This is a genomic window from Stenotrophomonas sp. B1-1 (assembly GCF_010894375.1).
Taxonomy (GTDB): Bacteria; Pseudomonadota; Gammaproteobacteria; order Xanthomonadales; family Xanthomonadaceae; genus Stenotrophomonas.
Map to the genome: position 1 here is coordinate 62,408 of NZ_JAAIUZ010000031.1, position 24,395 is coordinate 86,802.

Consider the following 24,395-nt stretch of genomic DNA (forward strand, 5'->3'; position numbering starts at 1 on the left):
CCCGGTCGCGCCGGCCGCTGCCCGGCAATCCCCTAAGTTCCTGATTTGTGCCGGTAAAACCCCCGTAAACACGGGCGGAAAACGGCCCGTTGTGGTAGTATCGGCAGGTTGAATCGAGGTTCCGGCACGACCCCTCCTGCAGTGGGCTGCGCCGGACTGGACCGCTACCAGACAACGGAACCCGAATGGCAGAAACCGCCAAGGAAATCATCCAGGTCAACCTGGAAGACGAGATGCGCAAGAGCTACCTCGATTACGCCATGAGCGTGATCGTGGGGCGTGCGCTGCCCGATGCGCGCGATGGCCTCAAGCCCGTGCATCGCCGTGTGCTGTTCGCGATGAACGAACTGAACGCGCACAGCAACAAGCCTTACTTCAAGTCGGCGCGTATCGTCGGTGACGTGATCGGTAAGTACCACCCGCACGGCGATCAGTCGGTCTACGACACGCTGGTGCGCCTGGCACAGCCGTTCTCGCTGCGCTACATGCTGGTCGATGGCCAGGGTAACTTCGGTTCGATCGACGGCGATTCCGCCGCGGCGATGCGTTACACCGAAGCCCGCATGTCCCGCCTCGCCCACGAGCTGATGGCGGACATCGACAAGGAAACCGTCGATTTCCAGCCCAACTACGACGAAAAGGAACTGGAGCCGACGGTCATGCCGACCCGGTTCCCGAACCTGCTGGTCAATGGTTCGGCCGGTATCGCGGTGGGCATGGCCACCAACATCCCGCCGCACAACCTGAGCGAATCGATCAACGCCTGCATCGCGCTGATCGACAACCCGGAAATCGACGTCGACGGCCTGATGGAGTACATCCCGGGCCCGGATTTCCCGACCGCAGGGATCATCAACGGCACCGCCGGCATCGTCGCCGGCTACCGCACCGGCCGTGGCCGCGTGCGCATCCGTGCCAAGGCCGATATCGAAGTGGCCGACAACGGCCGCGAATCGATCATCGTCACTGAAATTCCTTACCAGGTGAACAAGGCGCGTCTGATCGAAAAGATCGCCGAACTGGTCAAGGAAAAGAAGATCGAAGGCATCAGCGAGCTGCGCGATGAGTCCGACAAGGACGGCATGCGCATCTACATCGAGATCAAGCGCGGTGAATCTGCCGAGGTTGTGCTGAACAACCTGTACCAGCAGACGCAGATGGAATCGGTGTTCGGCATCAACATGGTGGCGCTGGTCGATGGCCGCCCGCAGTTGATGAACCTCAAGCAGATGCTGGAGGCGTTCGTCCGCCACCGTCGCGAAGTGGTCACCCGCCGCACTGTGTTCGAGCTGCGCAAGGCGCGCGCCCGTGCCCACGTGCTGGAAGGCCTGACCGTTGCGCTGGCCAACATCGACGAGATGATCGAACTGATCAAGACCTCGCCGAACCCCAACGAAGCGCGCGAACGCATGCTCGCCCGCCTGTGGGAGCCGGGCCTGGTCGGTTCGATGCTGGGCGCCGCCGGTGCTGAAGCCTCGCGTCCGGAAGACCTGCCCAAGGGCGTGGGCCTGATCGAGGGCGGCTACCAGCTGACCGAGATCCAGGCCACGCAGATCCTGGAAATGCGCCTGCACCGCCTGACCGGGCTGGAGCAGGACCGCCTGACCGAGGAATACAAGCAGCTGCTGGAAGTGATCGCCGGGCTGATCCACATCCTGGAAGATCCCGACCGCCTGCTGCAGGTGATCCGCGAAGAGCTGATCAACGTGAAGGCCGAGTTCGGCGACGAGCGTCGTACCGAAATCCGCCACAGCGAAGAAGACCTGGACATCCTGGACCTGATCGCGCCGGAAGACGTGGTGGTGACCGTGTCCCACGCCGGTTACGTGAAGCGCCAGCCGGTCAGCGTCTACCGCGCGCAGCGCCGCGGTGGCCGTGGCCGCAGTGCGGCGGCGACCAAGGAAGAGGATTTCATCGAACAGCTGTGGCTGGTCAATACGCACGACACGCTGCTGACCTTCACCAGCTCGGGCAAGGTGTTCTGGCTGCCGGTCTACCAGCTGCCCGAAGCCGGTTCCAACGCCCGCGGCCGTCCGATCATCAACTGGATTCCGCTGGAACCGGGTGAACGCGTGCAGGCCGTGCTGCCGGTGCGTGAGTACGCCGATGGCCAGTTCGTGTTCTTCGCCACCAGAAACGGTACGGTGAAGAAGACCCCGCTGAGCGAGTTCGCCTTCCGTCTGGCCCGCGGCAAGATCGCGATCAACCTGGACGAAGGCGATGCCCTGGTCGGCGTCGGCCTGACCGATGGCGAGCGTGACATCCTGCTGTTCGCCTCCAACGGCAAGACCGTGCGCTTCGGCGAAGACAAGGTCCGTTCGATGGGCCGTACCGCTACCGGCGTGCGCGGCATCAAGATGCCGGCCGGCGAGGAAGTGGTCAGCCTGATCGTGGCCGAAAGTGCCGGTGGCATCGAGGACGAGAACGAGGACGACAACGGTGTCGAGGAAACCGCCGCCAATGGCGATGCGGTGATCGACGGCGCCGACGACGCCAGCGTGCAGTACATCCTGACCGCCACCGAAAACGGCTACGGCAAGCGCACCCCGCTGCCGGACTACCCGCGCAAGGGCCGCGGCACGCAGGGCGTGATCGGCATCCAGACCACCGAGCGCAACGGCAAGCTGGTCGCCGCGGTGCTGATGGGGTCGGGCGACGAAGTCCTGCTGATCTCCGACGGCGGCACCCTGGTGCGTACCCGCGGCTCGGAAATCAGCCGCGTGGGCCGCAACACCCAGGGCGTGACCCTCATCCGCCTGTCCAAGGACGAGAAGCTGCAGGCCGTGGAACGCATGGACGCCTCGATCGACGAGGACGAGGACGAGGTGGCTGCTGCCGCCCCGGCCGAAGCCCCTGCACCGAGCGAGGACGCGCCGCAGGCGTAAGCCCGCCTCGCGACGTCACCTCAACAACGCCGGCCTCGTGCCGGCGTTGTTGTATCTGGCGCTCACCGCACGCGCACTTCACAGCGACGGTGGGATAACAGGCCATGCTGCCCCCGGAGATCGACGATGTCCGCCACGCCGCAGTCCGCCGCGCCCGTTGTGTCCCGCCACCCGTTGGTAACCGTGCTGGCCCTGCTGCTGGTCGTGCTGGGGCTGGTCATCGGTGGCCTGGGCGCGTGGCTGGCTAGCCTTGGAGGCTCCTGGTACTACGCCATCGCCGGTGTCGGCCTGCTGGCCAGCGGCATCCTGTTATGGGGCAATCGGCGCAGCGGCGCACTGGTCTACGCGGCGCTGTTCGTCGGCACCCTGCTGTGGACCTGGTGGGAATCAGGCAGCGACTACTGGCGCTGGGTGCCGCGGCTGGGCATGGTGACCGCGCTGGGCATCGTGCTGGCGTTCGTGGCGCCCACCCTGCGCGCGCCGGTGCCCAAGCGGCTGTCGCGCGGCGTTGGATGTGTGCTGATCCTGGTGTTCGTGGCCGCCTTCGCGCTGGCCTTTGCCCCGCACGGTCAAGTGGATGGCCGCCAGCCGTACCCCGAGGCCGCAGTCAGTGCTGGCCTGGACCCCACGCGCGACACCACCGGGCTGCAGCCGTCCGACCAACCTGCCGAAGAGGACTGGGCGGCATGGGGCCGCAGCAACGCGGCCACGCGTTTTTCGCCGCTGCAGCAGATCACCCCGAAGAACGTGGGCACGCTGCAGCTGGCCTGGCAGTTCCGCACCGGTGATGTGCCCCGAAAGCGCTGGGGTGCCGAGACCACGCCGCTGAAGATCGGCAGCCGGCTGTACCTGTGCAGTGCGCGCAACCAGTTGATTGCGCTGGACGCGGCCAGTGGCAATGAAGTCTGGCGCTTCGACCCCAAGGTGCGCGACGCCTCCATTCCCTATACCGCCGCCTGCCGTGGCGTGGCCTACTACGAGCAGCCCAGCGCGCCCACGGTGGCCGATGCCGTGCTGGCCGATGTGGCCGCCGACCTGGCCCTGCCGGCGCCGCCGCCCACCCCGATGCACCGCGCAGCCGCAGACGGCAGCCGGCCGTTCTGCAGTGCCCGCATCATCGAAGGCACGCTGGATGGCCGCCTGATCGCCGTGGATGCAGACAGCGGGCGACCCTGCGCCGCCTTCGGCAACAACGGCCAGGTGGACATCACCCTGGGCATGGGCGAGGTGCCGCCGGGCTATGTATCCATCACCTCGCCGCCGGCTATCGTGCGGGGGCTGATCATCACCGGCCACCAGGTGCTGGACGGCCAGCGCCGCGATGCGCCGTCCGGGGTCATCCAGGCCTACGACGCGATGACAGGCAAGCTGCGCTGGGCCTGGGACATGGACCAGCCCGAGCGCAGCGGTCTGCCGCCGCGCGACCAGACCTACACCCGTGGCACCCCCAACATGTGGACCACGGCCACCGGCGATGAGCAGCTGGGCCTGGTCTACCTGCCGATGGGCAATACGGCCGGTGACTACTGGAGCGGCTCGCGCACCGAGAACGAGAACCGCTACGCCACCTCGCTGGTGGCCCTGGACGTGACCACCGGCAAGCCCGTCTGGCATTTCCAGGCCGTGCGCAAGGATGTCTGGGATTACGACCTGGGATCGCAGGCCAGCCTGATCGAGTACCCGACCGCGGCCGGCAAGGTGCCGGCCATCCTGCTGCCCACCAAGCAGGGCGACCTGTACATCCTGGACCGGCGCAACGGCCAACTGCTGACGCCCGCCGAGGAGCGCGCGGTGCCGCAGGGCGGGGTGGAGCCCGAACAGCGCTCGCCCACCCAGCTGTTCTCGCTGTACCACACGCTGCGCCGCGACCATGACCTCACCGAGCGTGACATGTGGGGGCTGACCCCCATCGACCAGCTGGTCTGCCGCATCCAGTTCCGCAAGGCGCACTACGAAGGGTTCTACACGCCGCCCACCAGCGACCGCCACTCCATCGAATACCCCGGCTACAACGGCGGCTCGGACTGGGGAAGCGTGGCCATCGATACGCGGCGCGGCATCATCGTGGCCAACTACAACGACGTGCCCAACTACAACCGGCTGGTGCCGCGTGCCGAGGCCGACCGCAAGGGCTGGCTGCCGCGCGAACAGATCCGCGCCGACAACAAGGGTGGTGCCGAAGGGGCGGGCGACCCGCAGGTAGGCACGCCGTACGCCATCGACGTCAATGCCGGTTGGCGCCTGCCGTTTACTGGTCTGCTGTGCAAGCAGCCCCCTTATGGTGGCATCCGCGCCATCGACCTGCGCAGCGGCAAGCTGCTGTGGGACCGCCCCTTCGGTAGCGCGCGCGGCAACGGCCCGTTCGGTATCCGTTCCGGCCTGCCGATCGAGATCGGCACGCCCAACAATGGTGGCGCGGTGGTGACCGCCAGCGGACTGATCTTCATCGCCGCCGCCACCGATGATCTGCTGCGCGCCATCGACCTGAAGACCGGCAAGGAACTGTGGCACGCCAAGCTGCCGGCCGGCGGCCAGGCCAACCCGATGGTGTACGCGCAGGGCGGGCGGCAGTATGTCGTGATCGTCGCGGCCGGGCACCACTTCATGGAAACCCCGAAGGGCGATTACGTGATGGCGTATGCGTTGCCGGAATGACCGGGTAGAGTCGACCGTTGGTCGACTGCTTTTCGCGATCACCTGACACCGCGCTGCCCGGTAGAGTCGACCGTTGGTCGACTGCTTTTCGCGATAACCCGACCCCCGCGCTGCGCGCGATAGTCGACCAACGGTCGACTCTACCCACGCATGGCCACGGCACTCCCTGATCGATGAGACGGCACCTCTCCGATGCCGAAGATTGCCAACAACGGGCACGCTCATTGACATGCCCAGTCCACAACTCCTCGTCGGCCGCCGCTCCGTCATCGGCAATGTGTACGCCATCACGATGATCTGCAGGGATCGCCGTCCCATCTTCGAAGATCCCGGCCACGCCCACATCGCAATGCAGGTGCTGGACGCATTGGACCATCAAGGCCTGACCACCTCGTTCGCGTGGGTGGTCATGCCCGACCACCTGCACTGGCTCGTCCAGCTGCGAGGAAAGTCACTCGGGTACTGCGTGCAGCGGTTCAAGGGACGCAGCAGTTTCCTGATCAACAGGCTGCGGGAGCGTGAGGGAGCCTTGTGGCACCCGGGCTACTACGACCATGCGATCCGCAGTGAGGCGTCACTGCGAAAACAGGCGCGCTACATCCTGGGCAATCCCGTGCGGGCGGGACTGGCAACCCGGCTGGGCGAATATCCGTATGGATGGTGCCGCTGGCCGCTGGACAACGAGGCGGGGTAGAGTCGGCCGTTGGTCGACGGCCTTCCGCGACCAACCAAACCCCGCGCTGCGCGCGGCAGTCGACTGACAGTCGACTCTACCGAGCGAGCCTACCGTTGCCGCTTTGATCAACGCTTGCCGGGCACCGGCGCATCCGCGGCAATCAGTTTTTCCTGCTTCAGCTCGGCCCAGAAATCGGCGGGAATGGCGATGGCCATCGAGGCCACGTTCGCCTGCACCTGCTCGGCGCTGCGCGCACCGGGAATGATCGAGGAAACCACCTCGGGCGCATCGGCAAACTGCAGGGCCGCGGTGCGCAGGTCGATGCCGTGGCGTTCGCAGATGGCGGCCATGCGCGCACGCTTGGCCGGTGCCCATTTGGGAATGGGGCTGCCGTACAGATAGCGCTCGCGGCCGGTCAGATAGCCGGCCAGCAGGGGTGAACCGACCATTACCGACACGCCTTTCTCGGCCAGCTTCGGGAAGGTGTCGTGCAGGGTGGCTTCGTGGTCCAACAGCGAGTACTGGCAGGCCAGCAGCATGATGTCCGGATCGGCTTCGGCCACCGCGCGCAGGGCGGGCTGCGGCCGATTCACCCCGAAGCCCCAGGCCTTGATCAGCCCTTCCTCGCGCATGCGCGTCAGCTCGGGCATGGCGCCCTTCAGGGCCTCGGCGAAGCGTTGTTCCCAGGGCATGCCCAGGTCGGTGTTCTCGGGCGAAAGATCATGGATCAGCACGATATCCAGCTGCGCCACGCCCAGCCGGTTCAGGCTGTCTTCCACCGAACGCCGCGTGCCGGCCGCGGAATAGTCGTAGGCGTAGCGGAACGGTGCCGGGTCGTGCCAGTTGGTTTTCTGCAGCGGTCCAGCGGTGCCGGTCAGCAGGCGGCCGGTCTTGCTGGACAGGGTGTACTGGTCCGGCGTGTGGGTGTGCAGCTCGCGGCCCATGCGTCGTTCGCTCAGGCCCAACCCGTACCACGGCGATGTATCAAACGTGCGGATGCCAGCGGCCCAGGCGGCGGCCATCGTGGCCTGTGCGGCCGCATCGGTGGTAGGCGCCAGACTGCCACCCAGCGGCGCGCCACCCAAGCCCAGGCGGGTCTGCGGGCGATAACGACCACCCGCCTGCGGTGCGTTGCGGGCCAATGTCGCCCCGGGGCGCGGTGTGCCGCGGGTCGGCAGCACGCTGCCGGGCGCAGGCGATTGCGCGAACAGCGGTGCGGTGGCCGAAAGAGCGGCCGCAGCGGCGGCCAGGGAAAGGAAGCGGCGTCGTGAGGTCACGTCAGTCTCCTGTGCGGAAGGCGGGCGGGTGTCTCGCAGAGCCGGTTCACTGTACCGCGCAGGTGTGTCGGGCGCGTTCACGCGCGGCGCCCGTTCGCACGCTCAGCGCTGCGGCACCCGCACCATCCTGTTCATCAGGTGCTCCACCACGCCGGCCGGATCAGCGCTGCGGCCCACGTGCGTGCTGGACATCTGCACGATGGAGCTGCGCTTGGCGGTGAGGAAATGGAAACGCGCGCGCGCGGGCAACTGCGCGATCGGGCCCGCGTTGGCGTCGCCGCGGCAGATCGCCACGATTGCATCCAGCCACGGCTGCAGCGCGTCCTGGTCGAGTGCGGGCGCGAACGCGTGCAGGCGCGCCGCGTCGATCTCGATGGCCGCTTCCAGATGGCGAGCGCCAGGGCAGGAGACGATCACCCCGACGTTGATGAACTCTTCGCGTTCCACCCGCGGTACAACGCGGATGACCGCATAGTCATACGTGTGCAGCGTGGGCACGGATGGCCTCCTGCACGAACACGGCACGTACCTTCAGGCGGTGCTTGAGATAGTTGATATAGCCTTGGCGGTACGCCTGCGGGCTGTCGAAGGCGGGCTCGTTGACCAGCCAGCTGTCCGGTACCAGGCCGACGATGCGTTCGATCTCCGCATCGGGAAGGCGCGCGGCCAGTTCGGCATCCACCTCGGCGATGCGGCTGGCGAAGGACAGCAGCACATGGTCGCGTATCAGCGTGAACGGCTTCTCGCAGGCATCGGCGGCGTTGTCCCAGTCGTGGTGGAAGTACATCGCCGCACCGTGGTCGATCAGGTACAGCTTGCGGTGCCAGACCATCAGGTTGGGGTTGCGCGTGGTGCGGTCCACATTGCTGGTGAAGGCATCGAACCAGACGATGCGCGAGGCCAGGTCCGCATCGACCGGCATGGCCGCCGGATCGTAGTTGATCGCGCCGGGCAGGTAGTCCAGCCCCAGGTTCAGGCCTTCGCTGGCGCGGATCAGGTCCTGGATCTCCGGGTCCGGTTCGGTGCGGGCGAATTCGCTGTCCAGCTCCACGAACAGGACTTCCGGAATCGGCAGGCCCGCGCTGCGGGCCATCTCGCCGGCGATCAGCTCAGCAATCAGGGCCTTGGGCCCCTGGCCGGCGCCGCGGAACTTGAGCACGGCCATGCCGTCGTCGTCGGTCTCGACCACGGCGGGCAGGGAACCTCCTTCGCGGAGTGGGGTGATGTAACGGAGGGCATGGACGGTGCGCATGCGCGCATTCTAGCGTGGCGTGTGGGGGAGCGCCGGATGATCTTCCGGCGTGCCTTTCCGCGGCGCCCGCGGTGGACCTGCCGCCCGCGCCCTATTGTACGCTCACCAGACGAACGCAGTCGTGCATTGTCTGGCCATTGGCTGCGGAGTGTTCTGGGACAGTGTCCACCTTGATGCACAGCTGCGCCCGCTTAAAGCGGTGGTAGATGGTCCGGCCGTGCTCGCCGCGCACCGTCTCTTGGTTAAAGCCGGCAGCATGAAGCGCAGAGGCAAATCGGTTGAAGTCCACCTGGCAGATGGCCGTGGCCGGCGAGCTTCGCTGCGGACGGGTGTCGATGAAGTTCAGATCCAGTCGTGCGTCTGGCGTGCCAGCCTGTTTCACTTCCAGGCCATAGCTCCACTCGGGGGTGAGCGCGCCACCGTAGCCGAAGTGACCGGGTGCGAAGGTGCGGGCGGGCTCATGCAATGCGGCGGATACGCGCTCGAGGGTCAGGTCGCTTGCGGTGGTTGCGGTCTGGATGAGATCCATCAGGCGCAACAGCAACTGTTCGGCGTCCAGTGGTGCGTCAGGCAGGCTGTCCGAACCGGTCTCCAGGCTGCTGCCGGGATGCTGGTCAGTCGGCGTGCGATCTGTGGTGTAACCGCTGGCACCGAGCGTGGCTGCCGAAAGCGGGAGGGTCCACGATCGCATGAATGCGTGCCTGGGCATGCGCGTCCCTTGCGTGATGAAGGCTGACCGTAGGGGCAGCCGGGTGAAGCACAGATTAAGCGCAACAACCGGTGCGGAACACTGCGGCCGTTCAGCACTGAGACCCGATCTTCACTTCCCCCTGCCGCAGCCGATGGCAGGATCCAGACGTGGGGAGACTGAACCGGCCAGGATGGCCGTGGTGTACGCAAGCTGCCATCCTTCAAGCGTTTCCACGATGTACTTGCAGGCTTTGGAGGTGCACCGATGAGCGACGAATCCATTCCCATGCTGCCGCCACTGGACAACGCCAAGGCGCGGCAGATGATCGGCAAGGTGGTTCTGGTTGGCATCACCCGTTATGGCGGTGACGGCCAGATGCGCGATCAGCAGCAGTATTCAGGCACCGTGCTGCGCATCAGCGCCGAAGAGGGCGTGGTGCTTGCCGACGAGGACGATGGCCACGAGCATTATCTGCCGCCGATGCTGGACCAGTACCGGCCGGCCGAGCCTGGTGAGTATCAGCTGCGTACCGGGGGCGCCATCGTGGTGGACCCCGATTACCTGACCACGTGGGATCTGCACGCCCAGCAGTGAGCCCTGTCCTTCGTTCGCCGGGCATGGCCCGGCGCTACCGGAGGTTGCCAACGCCCGTGGTAGCGCCGGGCCATGCCCAGCGTGCATTGCTTCCGGCCCATGGACGGGCGGGGCCGGGGTGCTAGATTCGGTGCATGCCCATAGCACGGGCACCGGATCGAACCCAGGGGTTGAGGATGCTCATTCGTCGTACGTCACTGGCAGCGGCCATCGCCGTTGCTTCCTTCGGCCTGCTGGCCGCCGGCCCGGCACTTGCCGATTACGCAAAGCCGCCAGAACAACTGCTCAAGGTGCTGAAGGCACCGCCGCCGCCGGTTCCCAGCGTGGACCCCAGCGGCCAGCGCCTGTTGCTGACCACCGCACAGACCTATCCGTCCATCGCCCGCGTGGCCCAGCCGTACTTGAAGCTGGCCGGCGTGCGTCTGGAGCCGAAGAACCGCAGCCGCCATGACACTCCCGGTGGTTACGGCATTCCGGCCTGCGTGGCCGACTTCAGCGTGGTCGAGATTGCCAGCGGCAAGACCACCCCGGTGACGCTGCCGCAGGGCTGCGCCGGCGGCGCGCAGTGGTCGGCCGACGGCCGCCATTTCGCGTTCCAGAATGCGGTGGCCGACAGCGTGCAGCTGTGGGTGGGCGACGCCGCCACCGGCCAGGTCAAGCAGGTGCCGGGCGTGCAGCTGAACCCGATCTTCGGCAGCACCGTGCAGTGGCTGGGCGGCAGCAACAACCTGCTGGTGAAGCTGGTGCCGGCCAACCAGGGCGCCGCGCCGTCCAACGGCGGCGTGCCGACCGGCCCGGATGCACAGGAATCGCTGGGCAGCAGTGGCGAGAGCAGCACCTACGAAGCCCGCGATACGCTCACCAGCGTGCACGATGAAAAGCTGTTCGCGTACTACGGGGCTTCGCAGCTGGCCGTGGTCGACACCGCCAGCGGCCAGGTGCGCCCGGTGGGCAGCGCCGCGATCTTCAACGACGTGAGCGCCGCGCCCGATGGCGTGCACGTGCTGACCGAATCGATCAAGCCGCCGTTCTCGCATGCGGTCACCTACCAGCGCTTCGCCAACGATGTGGCGGTGCTGGACATCACCAGTGGCAAGAGCACCGCCATCGCCAGCCTGCCGCTGGCCGACCGCGTGCCGGTGCACGGCGTGCCCGAAGGCCCGCGCGGTTTCGACTGGCGCTCCACCGATCCGGCCACCCTGGTCTATGCCGAAGCGCTGGACAAGGGCGACTGGAAGGTGACCGTGCCGCACCGCGACCGCGTGCTGATGCTGAAGGCGCCGTTCAACGGCAAGCCGGTGGAGATCGCGCGCACCGCGCAGCGGTTCGAAGGCCTGGCCTGGTCGGCCGACCCGGCGGTGTCGTTCCTGTTCGAGAATGATGAGAACAGGCACTGGGTGCAGACCCGCATCGTCGATGTCGACCAGCCGAAGAAGGAAGGTCGCCTGCTGTGGGACATGTCCAGCGATGAGCTGTACGGCGATCCCGGCAACCTGGTGTTCAAGCGTCTGCCCAACGGGGCAGCCGTGGTGCGCCAGGATGGCAATTTCGTGTTCCTGCGCGGGCAGGGTGCTTCGCCGCAGGGTGACCGCCCGTTCCTGGACCGCCTGGACCTGGGCTCGCTGAAGAGCGAGCGCCTGTTCCGCAGCGATGCCGATGCCTACGAGCAGTTCCTTGGTTTCAGCAACACGCCCGGCCGCTACCTGACCTGGCACCAGTCGGTGATGGACCCGCCGAATGCCTTCGTGCGCCAGCAGGGTGAAGCGGTGGCCGCTGCGAAAGAAGGCGAGGCGCAGTTCGCCTCCACTGCTACCGCCCTGACCACGCTGACCGACCCGACCCCGGAAGTGCGGCAGATCAAGAAGCAGCTGGTGACCTACAAGCGCGCCGATGGTGTGGATCTTTCCTTCACCCTGTACACCCCGCCGGGCTACAAGGAAGGCCAGCGCGTGCCGGCCATCCTGTATGCCTATCCGGCCGACTTCGCCAACGCCGCCCAGGCTGGCCAGGTGTCCGGTTCGCAGCAGACCTTCACCCGCCTGCAGCCATACCGGCTGATGCTGCTGGCCGGTTACGCGATCATCGACAATGCCTCGTTCCCGATTGTCGGCGATCCCAAGACCGCCTATGACACCTACCTGGAGCAGCTGGAAGCCGATGCCAAGGCGGCGGTGGACAAGGCCGTGGACATGGGCGTGGTCGACCGCAACCGTATCGGTGTGACCGGCCACAGCCACGGTGGTCTGATGACGGCCAACCTGATCGCCCACACCAACCTGTTCAAGGCGGGCGTGGCAACCAGCGGCTCGTACAACAAGACCTTCACCCCGTTCGGCTTCCAGAACGAGCGGCGCTCGGTGTGGCAGGCGCAGGACGTGTACCTGAAGGCCTCGCCGTTCTTCTACGCCGACAAGATCAAGCTGCCGCTGCTGCTGGTACATGGCGAGGACGATGCCAACCCGGGCACCGAACCGTTCCAGTCGCGCAAGCTGTACCAGGCGATCCGGGGCAATGGCGGTACCACCCGCCTGGTGATGCTGCCCAACGAGCCGCACTGGTATACCGCGCTGGAATCGAACGAACAGCTGGTCTCGGAAATGCTGAACTGGTTCGACACCTACGTGAAAAACGCCCGGTAACGTCGAGCTAGCTCGACTGCCTTTGTAGAGTCGAGCTTGCTCGACTGCCGTAAACAGGGCCGCCCCAGGGCGGCCCTTCTTGTAGAGTCGAGCCATGCTCGACTGCCCTGCTCACCACGACTGCTCATGAGAAAGGCTGTGCGGAAAATCTCAGGATGGGGATGGTTGCTGATCGGCCTGTTGTCCAGCGGCACCGCCGCCGTGGGCTGCACCGCGCTGGGTCGGTTTGCGATCCCGCAGTTCGTTGAGCGGTTTGCCGAAGCGGGCCAGCCGCTGCCGCTGATCACCCAACTGTTTGCCAGCAGTTACGGGCTGGCCTGGCTGGGTCCAGCGCTGGTGGTTGCCGCCTGGCTGGCAGGACGTGCGCGGCTGTCGGCGCTGATTGGCAGCGTGGCGGTGATGCTGGCAACTCCGCTCGCCATGTTTGCCGCCTACCTGCCGTTGTTCAAGCTGGGCACGTTGTACTGATCGGCGCGCGGCACGCGGCCCGATGGCCGCGATCGTGACCGGGTACCGCCAACCATGACCTCCGGCCCGTCGCAGGGCACTCAGCGCGTACTACTCTCAGTGATTCAAGGCGCGTGCGTGCCACCTTCCACTGGAGTTGTCGATGTCCCGTTCGTTGCTGGTCGTCGTTTCCGCGGTGTTGACGTTGTCCCCGCTGCCGCTGCTGGCCGCCAGGGCGCCCGCACAGGACCTGGCCGCCGAGGTCAATCCTTTCATCGGCACCACCAACGCCGGCAACGTCTACCCAGGGCCCACGGTGCCCTTCGGCATGGTGGCCTTCAGCCCGGAAATGACCGCGCTGCCGGGCAAGCGGTTTCCCATCGCCGCCCCCGGTGGCTACGAGTGGCGCAGCAACGGCGTGCGCGGTTTCAGCCTGACCCACGTCAACGGAACCGGCTGTACCGGTGCCAGCGGCGATGTTCCGCTCATGCCGGTCACGCTGCCGGTAGAGCTGTCGCCATCTTCTGCCGATGCCGGCATGCGTTACACCAGCCTGCTGGACCACCGCAAGGAATCGGCCAGCCCCGGTGCCTACACACTCACCCTGGACAACCGGGTGGCGGTCAGCCTGGCGGCCACGGCGCGTACTGCGGTCGGCCAGTTCCAGTTCCCGGCCGACAAGCCGGCCAACCTGCTGTTCCGCACCTCCGACAGCGAAGTGGGCAGCAGCGATTCGACCATCATCATCGACCCGGCCACGCGCACCGTGCGCGGTTCGGTCACCAGCGGCAACTTCTGCGGCTATCTGGCCGAAGACCGCCGCGAGAGCTACTACACCCTGCATTTCGTGGCGGAGTTCGACCAGCCCTTCGAGGTGGGGGGCACCTGGCGCGATGACACGGTGCAGGCCGGCGCGCGCGAGGGTGGCGGCGGCACCACCTATGGCAGCAAGGGCCACCCACCGGCCGGCAAGGGCGCGGGTGGCTGGATCAGTTTCGATGCCAGGCGCACGCCGGTGGTGACCGCACGCATCGGCATTTCCTACGTGGATGAAGCCGGCGCGCGGGCCAACCTGCGCCGCGAGAGTCCGCAGGGCACCACGGTGGCCGCCACCCAGGCCGCTACGCGGGCGAAGTGGAATGACCTGCTGGGCCAGGTGCGGGTGCGGGGTGGCACGCCCGATGAGCGGACCGTGTTCTACACCGCGCTGTACCACGCCATGCTTGCGCCCAACCTGCACAGCGACGCCGACGGGCGTTACCGCGGCATGGACGGCAGGGTGCATGCGCTGGCCAAGCGGCAGCAGGCGCAGTACGCCAATTACTCGGGCTGGGATGTCTATCGCTCGCAGCTGCAGCTGCTGACCCTGCTGCAGCCGCAGGTGGGCTCGGACGTGGCGCAGTCGCTGCTCAACCAGGCCGACCAGAACGGCGGGGTGTGGGATCGCTGGACCCACATCACCGGCGCCACCGGCGTGATGAACGGTGATCCATCGCCGCCGTCTGTGGCGGCCATCCATGCGTTTGGCGGCCGCAGCTTCGATCTGCAGCGCGCCTACGCGTCGCTTAAAAAGGCCGCGACCGTTCCGACCGCGCGCGATCTCGACACGCGTGGTTGCCCGGTGTTGTGCGTGGGCCAGCGCCCGGGCCTGGACCAGTGGCTGGCGCTGAACTACATGCCCGAAGGGGCGCCGGGGTGGGGGAGTGCGGCCGATACACTGGAAATGGTCAGCGCCGATTTCGGCCTGTCCGAACTGGCGCAGGCGGCCGGCGATGCGCAGGGGGCGCGCCAGTTCCGTGAGCGCTCCGGTTGGTGGCGCAATCTGTACAACCCGAAGGCCACCGCGCAGCAGGGCTATATCCAGCCGCGCAATGCAGATGGCAGCTGGCCGGCGTTCGACCCGGCCGCCGACGAAGGTTTTGTCGAAGGCAGTGGTGCGCAGTACCTGTGGATGGTGCCGTTCGATCCCGCCGGGCTGTTCGCAGCATTGGGGGGCCGCGAGGCCAGCATCGCGCGGCTCGATGCGTTCTTCCGCAAGCCCGACGGTACATGGGCGGTGACCAAGTCCGGCCCGCTGCACGCCGAACTGGACAACGAACCGTCCATCGCCGCGCCGTGGCTGTACAACTTCCTCGGCCAGCCGTGGAAGACCCAGGAAACCGTACGGCAAGCGATGCGCCAGATCTGGACCAACACCCCCGAGGGCATGCCCGGCAACGATGACCTTGGCCAGATGTCGTCGTGGTACGTGTGGTCGGCGCTGGGCCTGTACCCGGTGTACCCGGGTCGCGCGGACCTGGTGATCGGCAGCCCGCTGTTCACCGAAGCGGTGATTACCCGCCCGGGCGCGAAGATCGTGGTGCGTGCGCGCGGCGCAGCGATGGATGCGCCGTACGTGCAGTCGCTGCGGGTGGACGGCAGGGCCAGCAACGCAAGCTGGCTGCGGGCCAGTTTCGTACAGCGCGGCGGCACCCTGGACTTCGAGCTGGCTACCACCAAGAACGAGCAGTGGGGCGCGCAGGACGTTCCGCCCTCGCACGGCCCCCGCTGATCCAGAGTCTCCAGGAACAACAATGATCCATTTTCTACGCACCCGATGCTGCGCCACCGCAGTGGCACTCGCAATGAGCGCCACCTGCGCTCAGGCGCAGCCGCCCGTGGCGATCAATCCTTTGCTGGTGAAGCCCGTGGACCAGCTCCGCCCGGATGAGGTGCGCTACATGCAGCAGCGCCTTTCCGACTGGCCCGATCTGGGCCGCTACCGTGAAGCCAATGCGCGCGTGCCCGCCAAGCAGGCCGGCGTGCCGCGCGTGCTGTTCTTCGGCGATTCCATTACCCAGGGGTGGGGCGAAAAGGATCCTGCGGCGTTCTTCCCCGGCAAGGGCTATCTCAACCGCGGTATCAGCGGGCAGACCACGCCGCAGATGCTGCTGCGCTTCGGCCAGGATGTGGTCGCGCTGCAGCCGGACGTGGTGGTCATCCTCGCCGGTACCAACGATATCGCCGGCAACACCGGTGCCAGTACGCAGGCGATGATCGAAGACAACCTGCACGCGATGGTCGAGCTGGCGCGTGTGCACGGCATCCGCGTGGTGATGGCGTCGGTACTGCCGGTGAGCGAGTACCCGTGGATGCCGGGCATCGAACCTGCGGCAAAGGTGCGCGCCCTGAATGCCGCGCTCAAGCAGTACGCCCACGCGCAGGGGCTGGTGTACCTGGACTATTACGCGGTCATGGCCAATGCCGCCGGTGGCCTGGATCCTGCCTTGGCCGCCGATGGCGTGCACCCCACCGCGAAGGGCTATGCGCTGATGGCGCCGTTGGCGGAGGCTGCTATTGCGCGGGCGCTGCAAGCCGCGCCACGCGGCGCGCCCTGATCGCACTGACGGCGCATGGCGGTGGTTTCCAACAACGTGGTCGAAGCGATGGCGCGCGCCGTGTTCAAGCGCAGCCCGGTGCTGGTCACCGAGCTGTATCCGGGGGCCGGTGAGCAGCCTCGGCGCTATGACTCTGCCGAGGCGCTGTGCGAACACGGCCGGACGTTGCAGTGCGTGTCGGGCGGCATGCTGCTGGTGGGCGTGCAGTACGCGGACATGGGCGGCGCTGTACGCGTGCGCCCATTTGATACAGGGCGCGGTGACTTCGCTCGTGTCACCGTTTCAGGTTGGGGCCTGGTGTCGATCCTGCTACCGATGGCGATCGATGCGAACGTCGCGGCCAAAGTGCAGGCCCTGACCGAGCGCGCCGCACTGGCCCGCGAGCGCGGTGCACTGGATGTTCCTCCGGTGTGCGACTGGAACTGGAAGGCGGTGGAATCGCACAAGCGCCGCTTGCAGGATGTGCTCAGGCGAGCCCTGTAACACGCTGCTCAGCCGTCGTCGCGCTTCAACGCCGCATCGGCCGCCAACAGCGCTTCGGCCGCTGCACTCAGCGGCGGCGAGGGCGGCGTGGTGCTGCCAATGGCCGCCATCATCCGATCCATGCCCACGAACGCGCGCGCGCGGCGGTCGTAGATGCCAGTGACCAGCAGCGCCCGCGTGGCGATCTTCTGTTCCGGGCCGATCAGTACGCGCTGTTCCATGATCACCCGCGTGCCGACCCAGCCGGCCAGCCGCGTTTCCAGCGTGTAGTGCTGGAACGGGCGCAGTTCGCGGCGGAACTGGATGGTGCCGGCGCCAACGATGGGCGCCCATTTCTCGCGCAGCGCCACCTTGCCCAGGCCCATGCGCAGGATCAGGTCCAGCCGGCCCAGATCGAAGATGTTCCAGTAGCGGCCGTTGGTCATGTGCAGGTTGCTGTCCAGATCGTTGGGCAGCACGCGGAACTGCAGGCGGGAAACCCCGAACGGGGCATCCAGGCGCGGGCGGAACAGGCTGCACAGCAGCAGGTGGAGCAGGCGGAACCAGAGATTCATGGCTATGACGACTGTTATAGAACGGGCGTTACGCTAATCTATGACGACTGTCCTAGCAAGGAGCCCAGCATGAGCCCACGCGCGAGCGATGCCCCCCAGCGTGTCATCGATGCGGCGGCCCAGATGCTGGCGCGGGTGGGCCTCAATGCCACCAGCATCCGCGAAGTCACCAAGCTGGCCGACGCCCCGCTGGGGTCGACCTACCACCACTTCCCCGGCGGCAAGCAGGAACTGCTGGCCAAGGCCACAACGCTGGCCGGCGACAAGGTGGAAGCCCTATTGCTGGACCTGCTGCGCGAGGGCGCCGTGCCTGGCCTGGAGCGATTCCTGGCGATGTGGCGCGAGCGCCTGCTGCGCTCGCAGTTCCGCGCCGGCTGCCCGGTACTTGCTGCGGCCGTGGAAGAGCCCGTGGAGGCGGTTGCCAGCCAGCCGCGCGCGGCGGCGGCCGAGGTGTTCGCGCGCTGGCAGGGGCACCTGGCCCAGGCCTTCATCAGCGATGGCCATGCGCCGGAACAGGCCGCGGGTCTGGCCAGCCTGGTCATTGCCAGCGTGGAAGGCGCGGTGGCGATGAGCCGCGCGCTGCAGGACATCGCGCCGTTCGACCAGGTGGCCGCGCAACTGCTGAAGGCCGCGCGCGCGGGTTGAGCGGTCGGCGGGTTGAGCAGCGTGCTATTTGAACAGCATGTACAGCCAGCCGAGCAGCACCGGAACCACTACCGACACGATCGATGCCGCCAGCCAGCGCAGGTAGCCGACCTGCGCCGGCAAGCCCTGCCGCTTCAACGCCCAGGCATGCAGCGGCAGCACCAGCAGGGCCTGTACGACCAGGGCGGCCAATGCAGCCATCCATAGCAGGATGACCCCCAGGCAGCCGTCGCTGAAGCAGTAAGTAGCGGCCCACGATCCCCAGCCGGCCAGGCCGATCATCGGCATGAAAAGAAGAAGGGCGAGGGGGCGGGTGAACTGGCGGGCCTGCATGCCGTGCAACATCCTGTTTCCGGCCGGCCACGATAGCGGCCCCGCGGCAGTAGCGCCATGCCGCAGCCGCCTTCATTCGCGGTTAGAATCGGCCATCACCACCACCGCGTGCCCGGCAAGGATGTCCGCATGCTGCACCACCTCTCTCTGGGTGTCCGTGATCTGGATGCCGCCGCGCGTTTCTACGATGCCGCCCTGGCGGCGCTCGGCTTCCGCCGCGTGTTCGAGGACGACGAGGCGATCGGCTACGGCCTGATCGACGATGAAGACATCCTGTGCCTGAAACAGCGTGACGATGCGCTGGCGCCCGGGCCGGGCTTCCATCTTGCGTTTGCCGCACCGTCGCGGGAGGCCGTGGATGCATTCCATGCCGCGGCGCTGGCCACGGGCGGGCGTGACAACGGTGCCCCGGGGGTGCGTACCGATTACGGCGACCGCTACTACGCCACCTTTGTTGTCGACCCGGACGGTCATCGCATCGAGGCCGTCTACAAAGGCGCAGCGCCTTGACCAAGCGCGGCCGGTTCAACGCACGCGCGTTGAAGCTGCCCATCACCCGCCGCGGTGAAGTGCTGAGCGCGCGCCGGCAGCTGCAGCGCAACGGTGGGCCGCGCCTGCAGATGGCGGTGATCGTGCTGATGACCGGCGCGGCAGGATTCCTGGCCGCGCATGCGTTGCGCGTGGCGGGTGTGGACATGATGGTGCTGCGCTACCCGCTGGCGGTGCTGCTGGCGTACGGCGTGTTCCTGCTGCTGATGTGGTTGTGGATCCGCTGGCGCTGGGACGCCGTCGATGGCGCGCCGGATGTCGGTGGCGGCGGTGGTTCAGGTCGGGATGTGCAGGGGCCGGTGTGGGGCGGGCAGGGTGGCCAGTCGGGTGGTGGCGGTGCATCGGCATCGTGGGCGGAGGGCTCGGCTCGCTCCGTGATCGACAGTGATGGTGCCTCTCTGTTGGATGCCGCCGATGGCGAAGCGGGTCTGCCACTGCTGGCGGTGCTGGGCATCGTTGCCGTGGTCGGCAGTGCGGTGCTGGCCAGCGCCTGGGTGGTGTGGTCGGCGCCGCTGCTGATGGCCGAACTGCTGGTAGATGCCGCGATTGTCGGTGGGCTGTACCGGCGCATGCAGGGCATACAGGCGCAGGGCTGGTGGCGGCTGTGCCTGACACATACCGTGTGGCCGCTGGTGGGGCTGCTGGTGTTCTTCGCCGCACTCGGCTGGCTGGCGCAGACGCTGGCACCCCAAGCGGTGACGTTGATGCAGGTGGCGCGCGCGCTGTAGCGTGACGCCAAAGTTGCAGGACGAAGCAGGGAGGATCATGCACGTACGCATCATCTGGAGGCGCATCTTGTGGTCGGTCGTGGCCTTTGTGGCGCTGGCGCTGCTGGTGGAGCGCGCGTGGCAGGCGCCACCGGTCCGCATCGGTCCAATGCCCGTCGTGCTGGGCACTGCGCAGATGCAGGCCGAGGTGATGGCGCTGGCTATCCGCCAGGTCCAGCCGCCGCTTCCGCCGCTGCCCCCGCCGCCGCCGATGGTGAAAGCGCTGTCGAGGCAGGAGGTCGCTGCCGTGCCGCTCCCGCCCGCGCCGCACACAGAGGCAGCGGTTCCAGCGCCATCGGCGAACGTGACCACGCCCGCCGGCCACGGGCCTGCAGTAAAGGATGTCGGGCGCTGGCGGCCACCGCAACAGCCCACGCTGGATACCCCGGCGCCTTCCTGGGCCAGGGTGATGGAGTGGACGCTGCCTTTCTGCAGGCAGCGCCTGGCGATGACCGATTGCCAGGATGATGCTCCGCTGGCTCGTTTCCCCGATGATGAAGGTGCGGAGCTGTTCCGGCTGCGGCAGGAGCTGGAGGCTGCGCAGCGCGCCGCCAATGCGCGGCGTTCGCGTGTGCCCGAGCAGGCGCTGGCGGGTGCGCAGCGCATGACCCTTCAACAGTTGCAGAGGATGAAGGCGGAGGGCGGGCCGGGCTGCGACGGGAACGTGACCCAACGGCAGCTGCAGATCGTTTCGCTGTCACGCCCGGTGTTCAGTGTCGACGGGCAGTGGGCGATGATTTCGGTGGTCAGTGGCAGCTGCTTCAGCGGCCATGGTCAGCAGGAAAAGTTCCTGCTGCACCGAGAGGATGGCCGTTGGGTATTTGAGCGGGAGGACTGGGCGGCGGAGTACGCAGCCGCCGTGGGGCGGGCCCCGATACGGGGCGAACAGATCAACTGACAGGAAGGAGACGCGAAATGGATATCGCAATGCGCAGGAACAGCATCTGGCTTCGATGGACGTTGGGGGCCGTCCTGGCGCTGCTGCCGTTCACAGGAATGGCACAGTCGTCGCCTCCAGCGCAGGTGCCGGCAACAGGCGAAGCAGCCAGCCAGGTCTCGGCCGCTGCGAATGAAGGCGAATGCCGCGCGTGCGGCTATGAACGGGTAGGGCGCAAGATCGATATCGCCCTGGTGGTGTTGATCGCCGTGTCGCTGGTCAGCGTGCTGGTCGCGCTGTCACGCGAATGGGGTACGACCTCGCAGCGCTGGACCTGCCGCAGCCTGGCGTTGTTCATGCTGGCCGTGGGGGCGGTGCTGCTGTGGCGCACGGGCAGCGTGTTGTATCTGGGCTACAACCCCTGGCAGGAAGACGCTGCAGCCGTTGATGCCGGTTGGGCCACTGCACTGCTCAGCACATCGCCGAAGTGGCTGATGGCCGTGCTGCTGATCGGCGCCGCACCGACGCTGTGGAAGCGCAGCGAGCGACTGCCGCGCTGGCGTATTTCCTGAGCCACGACGACGAGTCTTGAATCGCTTCTGCAAGGGTTGGCGCCGGGATGTTCCCGGCGCCAATCGCCGTGCTCAGTCGAAACGCCAGCGCATCCCTGCATAGACACCGCGGCCTTCGCCCGGTGTCGAACGGGCCACGTCCTTGCCGGCGTCGTCATAGCCCGGCGTGACCGTTGCCGCGTAATGGCGGTCGCCGATGTTGCGCACCTCGGCCCAGGCCTGCCAGCGGCCACCCGGTGCGTCGTAACCGATGCGGCTGCCGAAGATCACGTGGCTGTCGGCCCAGTAGCTGTTGGCGTAGTCCACGGCGATGCGCGAGGCATATTCGGTGTTCAGCGCCGCGTACAGGCCTGAAGCGTGATCGAACCGTAGTTCGGCCTGGTAGCTGTGTTGCGGCAAGCCCGGCAGGCGGTTGCTGCCAAAGCGCGCATCGTGGCGATAGCGGAAATCGCTGAAGGTATAGGCCTGGCGCAGTGACAGGCGGCCCGGCACGCCCTGCCACAGCGTGCTGTCCAGGCCAGCTTCGATGCCACGGTGCACGGTGGGGCTGGCGTTGTTTTCGGCGATGAACAGGTTCGGCACCGGTTGCAGTTCCACCGTCAGCAGTTCGTGGTTCACGTGCGCGTAGTAGCCGGTCAGCTCCCAGCGGCCGAGCGCGGCGTCACCGCGCGCACCCAGTTCCAGCGTGGTGGCGGTCTGGTTCTGCATCGGCACCGGGCTGCGCTGGCGGCCGGTGGACGGCCCGTTGCCCGCAGCGAAGTACTGGTTCGAACCCCAGATCATCGACCACGGATGCGGCGCTTCCACCGAACGGCTCAGGTTGCCGAACCACTGCGTCTGCGCGCTGTGCTGCCAGGTGAAGCCCAGGCGCGGCGCGTAGTCCCAGTCGTGCTCGCGCAGGCGGCCGCCACTGCTGGGCCAGGTCACCTGCACGTCACGCTGGGTGTTGATCAGGGCCAGGCCGGTCTGCACGCGCAGGCGCTCGTTCAAGGCCAGGCTGTTGCCGATGTGCAGGGTGCTGTCGGTGCCGTGGTGGCGGAAATCACGCGTGTGGGTACCGGCGGCATAGCCGTTGCTGGCAAAGCGCAGCGACTCGCGCACGTTCGCCTGCAGGTCGTGGGTCACGCGCAGGCCGACGGTGGTTTCGCTGTCCCGCCCGAACAGTAGATGGCGACGTCGGTAGTCCAGCGTGGCATTCAGATTGGCGTAGTCCAGCTGCTGGCGGTACAGGCTCTCGTTCAAGTCCATCGGGTACTTGTGATAGACCAGCCCGGCCTGCAGCGAGGAATCCTCGTCGATCTGCAGCGTGGTCATGTTGCCGATCCAGGTGCTGCCCGGCTGCGGGCGGCGCGCGTCGATGGCCAGGTTGGCGGCGTTGGCCGCGCGTGGGTCGTTGCGGATCTGCGCGCGGGTCAGGCGCCCGGGCGTTTCGTGATTGGTCTCGCGGTAGCGCACGAAGAAGCGGGTCTGCAGGTCCGGGCTGATCTGCCAGCCGATGTTGGCCATCGCGCCCTTGCCATCGCCACGCGCGTGGTCCTGGTAGCCGTCGAACTCGGTATCGGTATAGGCGAGGAAGTAGTCGACATCGCCGCTGACGCCGCCCCAGCTGATGCCGCGCTTCTGGTAGCCACGGCTGCCGGCTTCGTAATGCAGCTGCACACCGGCCGAATCACGGCCGCTGCGGCTGACGTAGTCGATCGCGCCGCCCAGTGCCAGCGCACCGCGCTCGAAACCGTTGGCGCCGCGCAGCACCTCCACCCGCGACAGCCACAGCGGTTCCAGCAGTTCGTAGGGCGTGCCGCCCGCGCCGGTCAACGGCAGGCCATCGAGCGAAACGGCGATGCCCGAGGCATGCGCGCCGGGCCCGCGGTTGATGCCTGAGCCGCGGATCGACACCTTGGTGCCCTCGTTGCCCGGCGACTGCGCACTGATGCCCGGCTGATAGGCCAGTACATCGGCGCTGCTGGACAACCGGCTGTCGGCCTTGGAGACGTCGATGACGTTGCTGGCGCCGGGCACGCGCTTCAGCGCCTCACGTGCCTGCGCGCTGGCATCGGCGGCAGTGACCTGCACGGCATCAAGCGTGGTGGCCTGCGGGGCGGCGTTGGCCATGGCAGCAAGGCTGAAGGACACGGCCAGGAACAGCAGCGACGGGGTGGGGCGGTAAGACGGAAGCGACATGCGGACAGGCTGTAAACCACGAAAGTGGCGCGCAAGTTAACAGGTCGCGCGCGCCACGTCACCCACCGGCAGCGTATGGCGTGCCCGCGCCCTTGTAGAGTCGAGCTTGCTCGACTGCTTTTCCCGGTCTGTCGCGAATGCCCCTTAACCTCTGCCGCCGCGTGAGCTACAAGACCGCCTCAGTCCGGGCTGCCGAAACAGCCGCGCAAGGGAAGAACGATGGAAGACGATCAGGATTTCGCACTCTTCATCGAAAACTTCGGTGAGGCAACTGCACGCGATCCGGTGCCGGAGGCCAGTCTCCGCAGGTGGGCGGGCATCCTGCCCGATTCGCTGTTGCGCTATTGGCGGCGTGATGGATGGGCGAACTATGGCAACGGACGGTTGTGGACGGTGAACCCCGAAGACTACGAAGACCTGATGCACGCGTGGTTGGAGGAAACACCCTTTTCTCAGATCGATTCCTACCACGTGTTTGCCCGGAGCGGATTCGGAAGGCTCTACCTGTGCGGCGAAGCATCAGGCGTCGGTGTGAGCATCGATCCGATCCGCGGTGAAGTGTTCGCTCTCCAGAACCGCCTGAGATTGAAGTCTCTCGCGCAGCAGGAAGGTGGCATCAAGGCCTTCTTCGCCTGTGCCGAGCCCGACGATTTCGATCTGCTGGATGCGGACGAGGCACTGCTCTTTGCCAGGGCCATGAGCACATGCGGCCCCTTGCAGGCAGACGAGATGTATGGCTTCGAACCCGCGCAGGTCTGCGGTGGCGAGGTTGCCCTTGGCAACCTGCGCAGGCTCAAGCTTCATCCCCACCTGCACATGCTGAGGCAGTTCGCCGCGCCTGCGTTTCCACGCTATGCGGTTGATCCGAAGCCACTGGCGCGCAAGTGATTGGGCGGGACCAGCTTTGTAGAGTCGAGCCATGCTCGACTGGCCTTTCCCGG

Annotated in this window: 22 protein-coding genes; 15 read left to right on the forward strand and 7 right to left on the reverse strand. The window is 66.9% G+C overall.

Annotated elements, in window-relative coordinates; genetic code table 11:
* The first annotated feature begins 185 nt into the window (after positions 1-185).
* The 3 genes from gyrA to G4G00_RS20250 all read left to right on the forward strand — a co-directional run bounded on the left by gyrA (position 186) and on the right by G4G00_RS20250 (position 6,234).
* The gene (gene gyrA, locus G4G00_RS20240; RefSeq protein WP_108753520.1) at positions 186-2,885 is read left to right on the forward strand and encodes a DNA gyrase subunit A; all 2,700 of its coding nucleotides are present in this window, start codon (positions 186-188) and stop codon (positions 2,883-2,885) included.
* A 126-nt stretch (positions 2,886-3,011) separates the two neighbouring features.
* Positions 3,012-5,540, forward strand: a complete 2,529-nt coding sequence (locus G4G00_RS20245; RefSeq protein WP_164276083.1) for a membrane-bound PQQ-dependent dehydrogenase, glucose/quinate/shikimate family — start codon at positions 3,012-3,014, stop codon at positions 5,538-5,540.
* Between the two features lie 229 nt (positions 5,541-5,769).
* Complete coding sequence (locus G4G00_RS20250; protein ID WP_164276086.1) at positions 5,770-6,234, forward strand: transposase; 465 nt, start codon at positions 5,770-5,772, stop codon at positions 6,232-6,234.
* Between the two features lie 107 nt (positions 6,235-6,341).
* Here the strand turns inward: G4G00_RS20250 and G4G00_RS20255 are convergent, their stop codons facing one another.
* The 4 genes from G4G00_RS20255 to G4G00_RS20270 all read right to left on the reverse strand — a co-directional run bounded on the left by G4G00_RS20255 (position 6,342) and on the right by G4G00_RS20270 (position 9,436).
* Positions 6,342-7,493 (reverse strand): aldo/keto reductase, encoded by a 1,152-nt coding sequence (locus tag G4G00_RS20255; protein WP_164276089.1) that lies wholly within the window; start codon positions 7,491-7,493, stop codon positions 6,342-6,344.
* A 102-nt stretch (positions 7,494-7,595) separates the two neighbouring features.
* A complete protein-coding gene (locus G4G00_RS20260; RefSeq protein WP_164276092.1) occupies positions 7,596-7,991 on the reverse strand; it encodes a DUF3037 domain-containing protein in 396 nt (131 codons plus the stop codon).
* Positions 7,969-8,745 (reverse strand): HipA family kinase, encoded by a 777-nt coding sequence (locus tag G4G00_RS20265; protein WP_164276095.1) that lies wholly within the window; start codon positions 8,743-8,745, stop codon positions 7,969-7,971. Before G4G00_RS20265 ends, G4G00_RS20260 begins: the two co-directional genes overlap by 23 nt.
* 91 nt (positions 8,746-8,836) lie before the next feature.
* On the reverse strand, positions 8,837-9,436 hold the full coding sequence (locus tag G4G00_RS20270; protein WP_240336194.1) for a hypothetical protein: 600 nt from the start codon (positions 9,434-9,436) through the stop codon (positions 8,837-8,839).
* A gap of 264 nt (positions 9,437-9,700) precedes the next feature.
* Here G4G00_RS20270 and G4G00_RS20275 point away from each other — a divergent pair, with 264 nt between their 5' ends.
* The 6 genes from G4G00_RS20275 (at position 9,701) to G4G00_RS20300 (ending at position 16,976) form a co-directional block, all read left to right on the forward strand.
* On the forward strand, positions 9,701-10,030 hold the full coding sequence (locus tag G4G00_RS20275) for a hypothetical protein (protein WP_108753511.1): 330 nt from the start codon (positions 9,701-9,703) through the stop codon (positions 10,028-10,030).
* Positions 10,031-10,206: 176 nt separating this feature from the next.
* On the forward strand, positions 10,207-12,669 hold the full coding sequence (locus G4G00_RS20280; protein ID WP_164276101.1) for a prolyl oligopeptidase family serine peptidase: 2,463 nt from the start codon (positions 10,207-10,209) through the stop codon (positions 12,667-12,669).
* 165 nt (positions 12,670-12,834) lie between these two features.
* On the forward strand, positions 12,835-13,137 hold the full coding sequence (locus G4G00_RS20285; RefSeq protein ID WP_164276104.1) for a hypothetical protein: 303 nt from the start codon (positions 12,835-12,837) through the stop codon (positions 13,135-13,137).
* 142 nt (positions 13,138-13,279) lie between these two features.
* The gene (locus G4G00_RS20290) at positions 13,280-15,667 is read left to right on the forward strand and encodes a GH92 family glycosyl hydrolase (RefSeq protein WP_164276107.1); all 2,388 of its coding nucleotides are present in this window, start codon (positions 13,280-13,282) and stop codon (positions 15,665-15,667) included.
* Between the two features lie 73 nt (positions 15,668-15,740).
* Positions 15,741-16,493, forward strand: coding sequence for an SGNH/GDSL hydrolase family protein (locus tag G4G00_RS20295; protein ID WP_240336195.1), 753 nt, complete (start codon positions 15,741-15,743; stop codon positions 16,491-16,493).
* Between the two features lie 15 nt (positions 16,494-16,508).
* Positions 16,509-16,976, forward strand: a complete 468-nt coding sequence (locus tag G4G00_RS20300) for a hypothetical protein (RefSeq protein WP_164276113.1) — start codon at positions 16,509-16,511, stop codon at positions 16,974-16,976.
* An 8-nt stretch (positions 16,977-16,984) separates the two neighbouring features.
* Here the strand turns inward: G4G00_RS20300 and G4G00_RS20305 are convergent, their stop codons facing one another.
* Positions 16,985-17,530 carry a thioesterase family protein gene (locus G4G00_RS20305; protein ID WP_108753505.1) on the reverse strand — a complete coding sequence of 182 codons (546 nt, stop codon included), beginning with the start codon at positions 17,528-17,530 and terminating at the stop codon, positions 16,985-16,987.
* Between the two features lie 69 nt (positions 17,531-17,599).
* Here G4G00_RS20305 and G4G00_RS20310 point away from each other — a divergent pair, with 69 nt between their 5' ends.
* Positions 17,600-18,175 carry a TetR/AcrR family transcriptional regulator gene (locus G4G00_RS20310; protein WP_164276116.1) on the forward strand — a complete coding sequence of 192 codons (576 nt, stop codon included), beginning with the start codon at positions 17,600-17,602 and terminating at the stop codon, positions 18,173-18,175.
* A gap of 24 nt (positions 18,176-18,199) precedes the next feature.
* Here the strand turns inward: G4G00_RS20310 and G4G00_RS20315 are convergent, their stop codons facing one another.
* A complete protein-coding gene (locus G4G00_RS20315) occupies positions 18,200-18,520 on the reverse strand; it encodes a hypothetical protein (RefSeq protein ID WP_164276119.1) in 321 nt (106 codons plus the stop codon).
* A gap of 117 nt (positions 18,521-18,637) precedes the next feature.
* Between G4G00_RS20315 and G4G00_RS20320 the strand changes: the two genes are divergently transcribed.
* The 4 genes from G4G00_RS20320 to G4G00_RS20335 are packed head-to-tail and all read left to right on the forward strand — an operon-like array spanning position 18,638 to position 21,273.
* Positions 18,638-19,018: a VOC family protein gene (locus tag G4G00_RS20320; protein ID WP_164276122.1), complete on the forward strand. Its 381-nt coding sequence runs from the start codon at positions 18,638-18,640 to the stop codon at positions 19,016-19,018.
* A complete protein-coding gene (locus G4G00_RS20325; protein ID WP_164276125.1) occupies positions 19,015-19,785 on the forward strand; it encodes a hypothetical protein in 771 nt (256 codons plus the stop codon). Before G4G00_RS20320 ends, G4G00_RS20325 begins: the two co-directional genes overlap by 4 nt.
* Before the next feature lie 37 nt (positions 19,786-19,822).
* Entirely contained in the window at positions 19,823-20,722 is a 900-nt protein-coding gene (locus G4G00_RS20330) for a hypothetical protein (RefSeq protein WP_164276128.1), read from the forward strand.
* A gap of 17 nt (positions 20,723-20,739) precedes the next feature.
* Positions 20,740-21,273, forward strand: a complete 534-nt coding sequence (locus tag G4G00_RS20335; RefSeq protein ID WP_108753500.1) for a hypothetical protein — start codon at positions 20,740-20,742, stop codon at positions 21,271-21,273.
* 72 nt (positions 21,274-21,345) lie between these two features.
* On the opposite strand, the gene G4G00_RS20340 is transcribed toward G4G00_RS20335, so the two are convergent.
* Complete coding sequence (locus tag G4G00_RS20340; protein ID WP_164276131.1) at positions 21,346-23,454, reverse strand: TonB-dependent receptor; 2,109 nt, start codon at positions 23,452-23,454, stop codon at positions 21,346-21,348.
* Positions 23,455-23,673: 219 nt separating this feature from the next.
* On the opposite strand from G4G00_RS20340, the gene G4G00_RS20345 reads away from it, so the two are divergent.
* Positions 23,674-24,342 (forward strand): GAD-like domain-containing protein, encoded by a 669-nt coding sequence (locus G4G00_RS20345; protein WP_164276134.1) that lies wholly within the window; start codon positions 23,674-23,676, stop codon positions 24,340-24,342.
* Positions 24,343-24,395 lie beyond the last annotated feature (53 nt).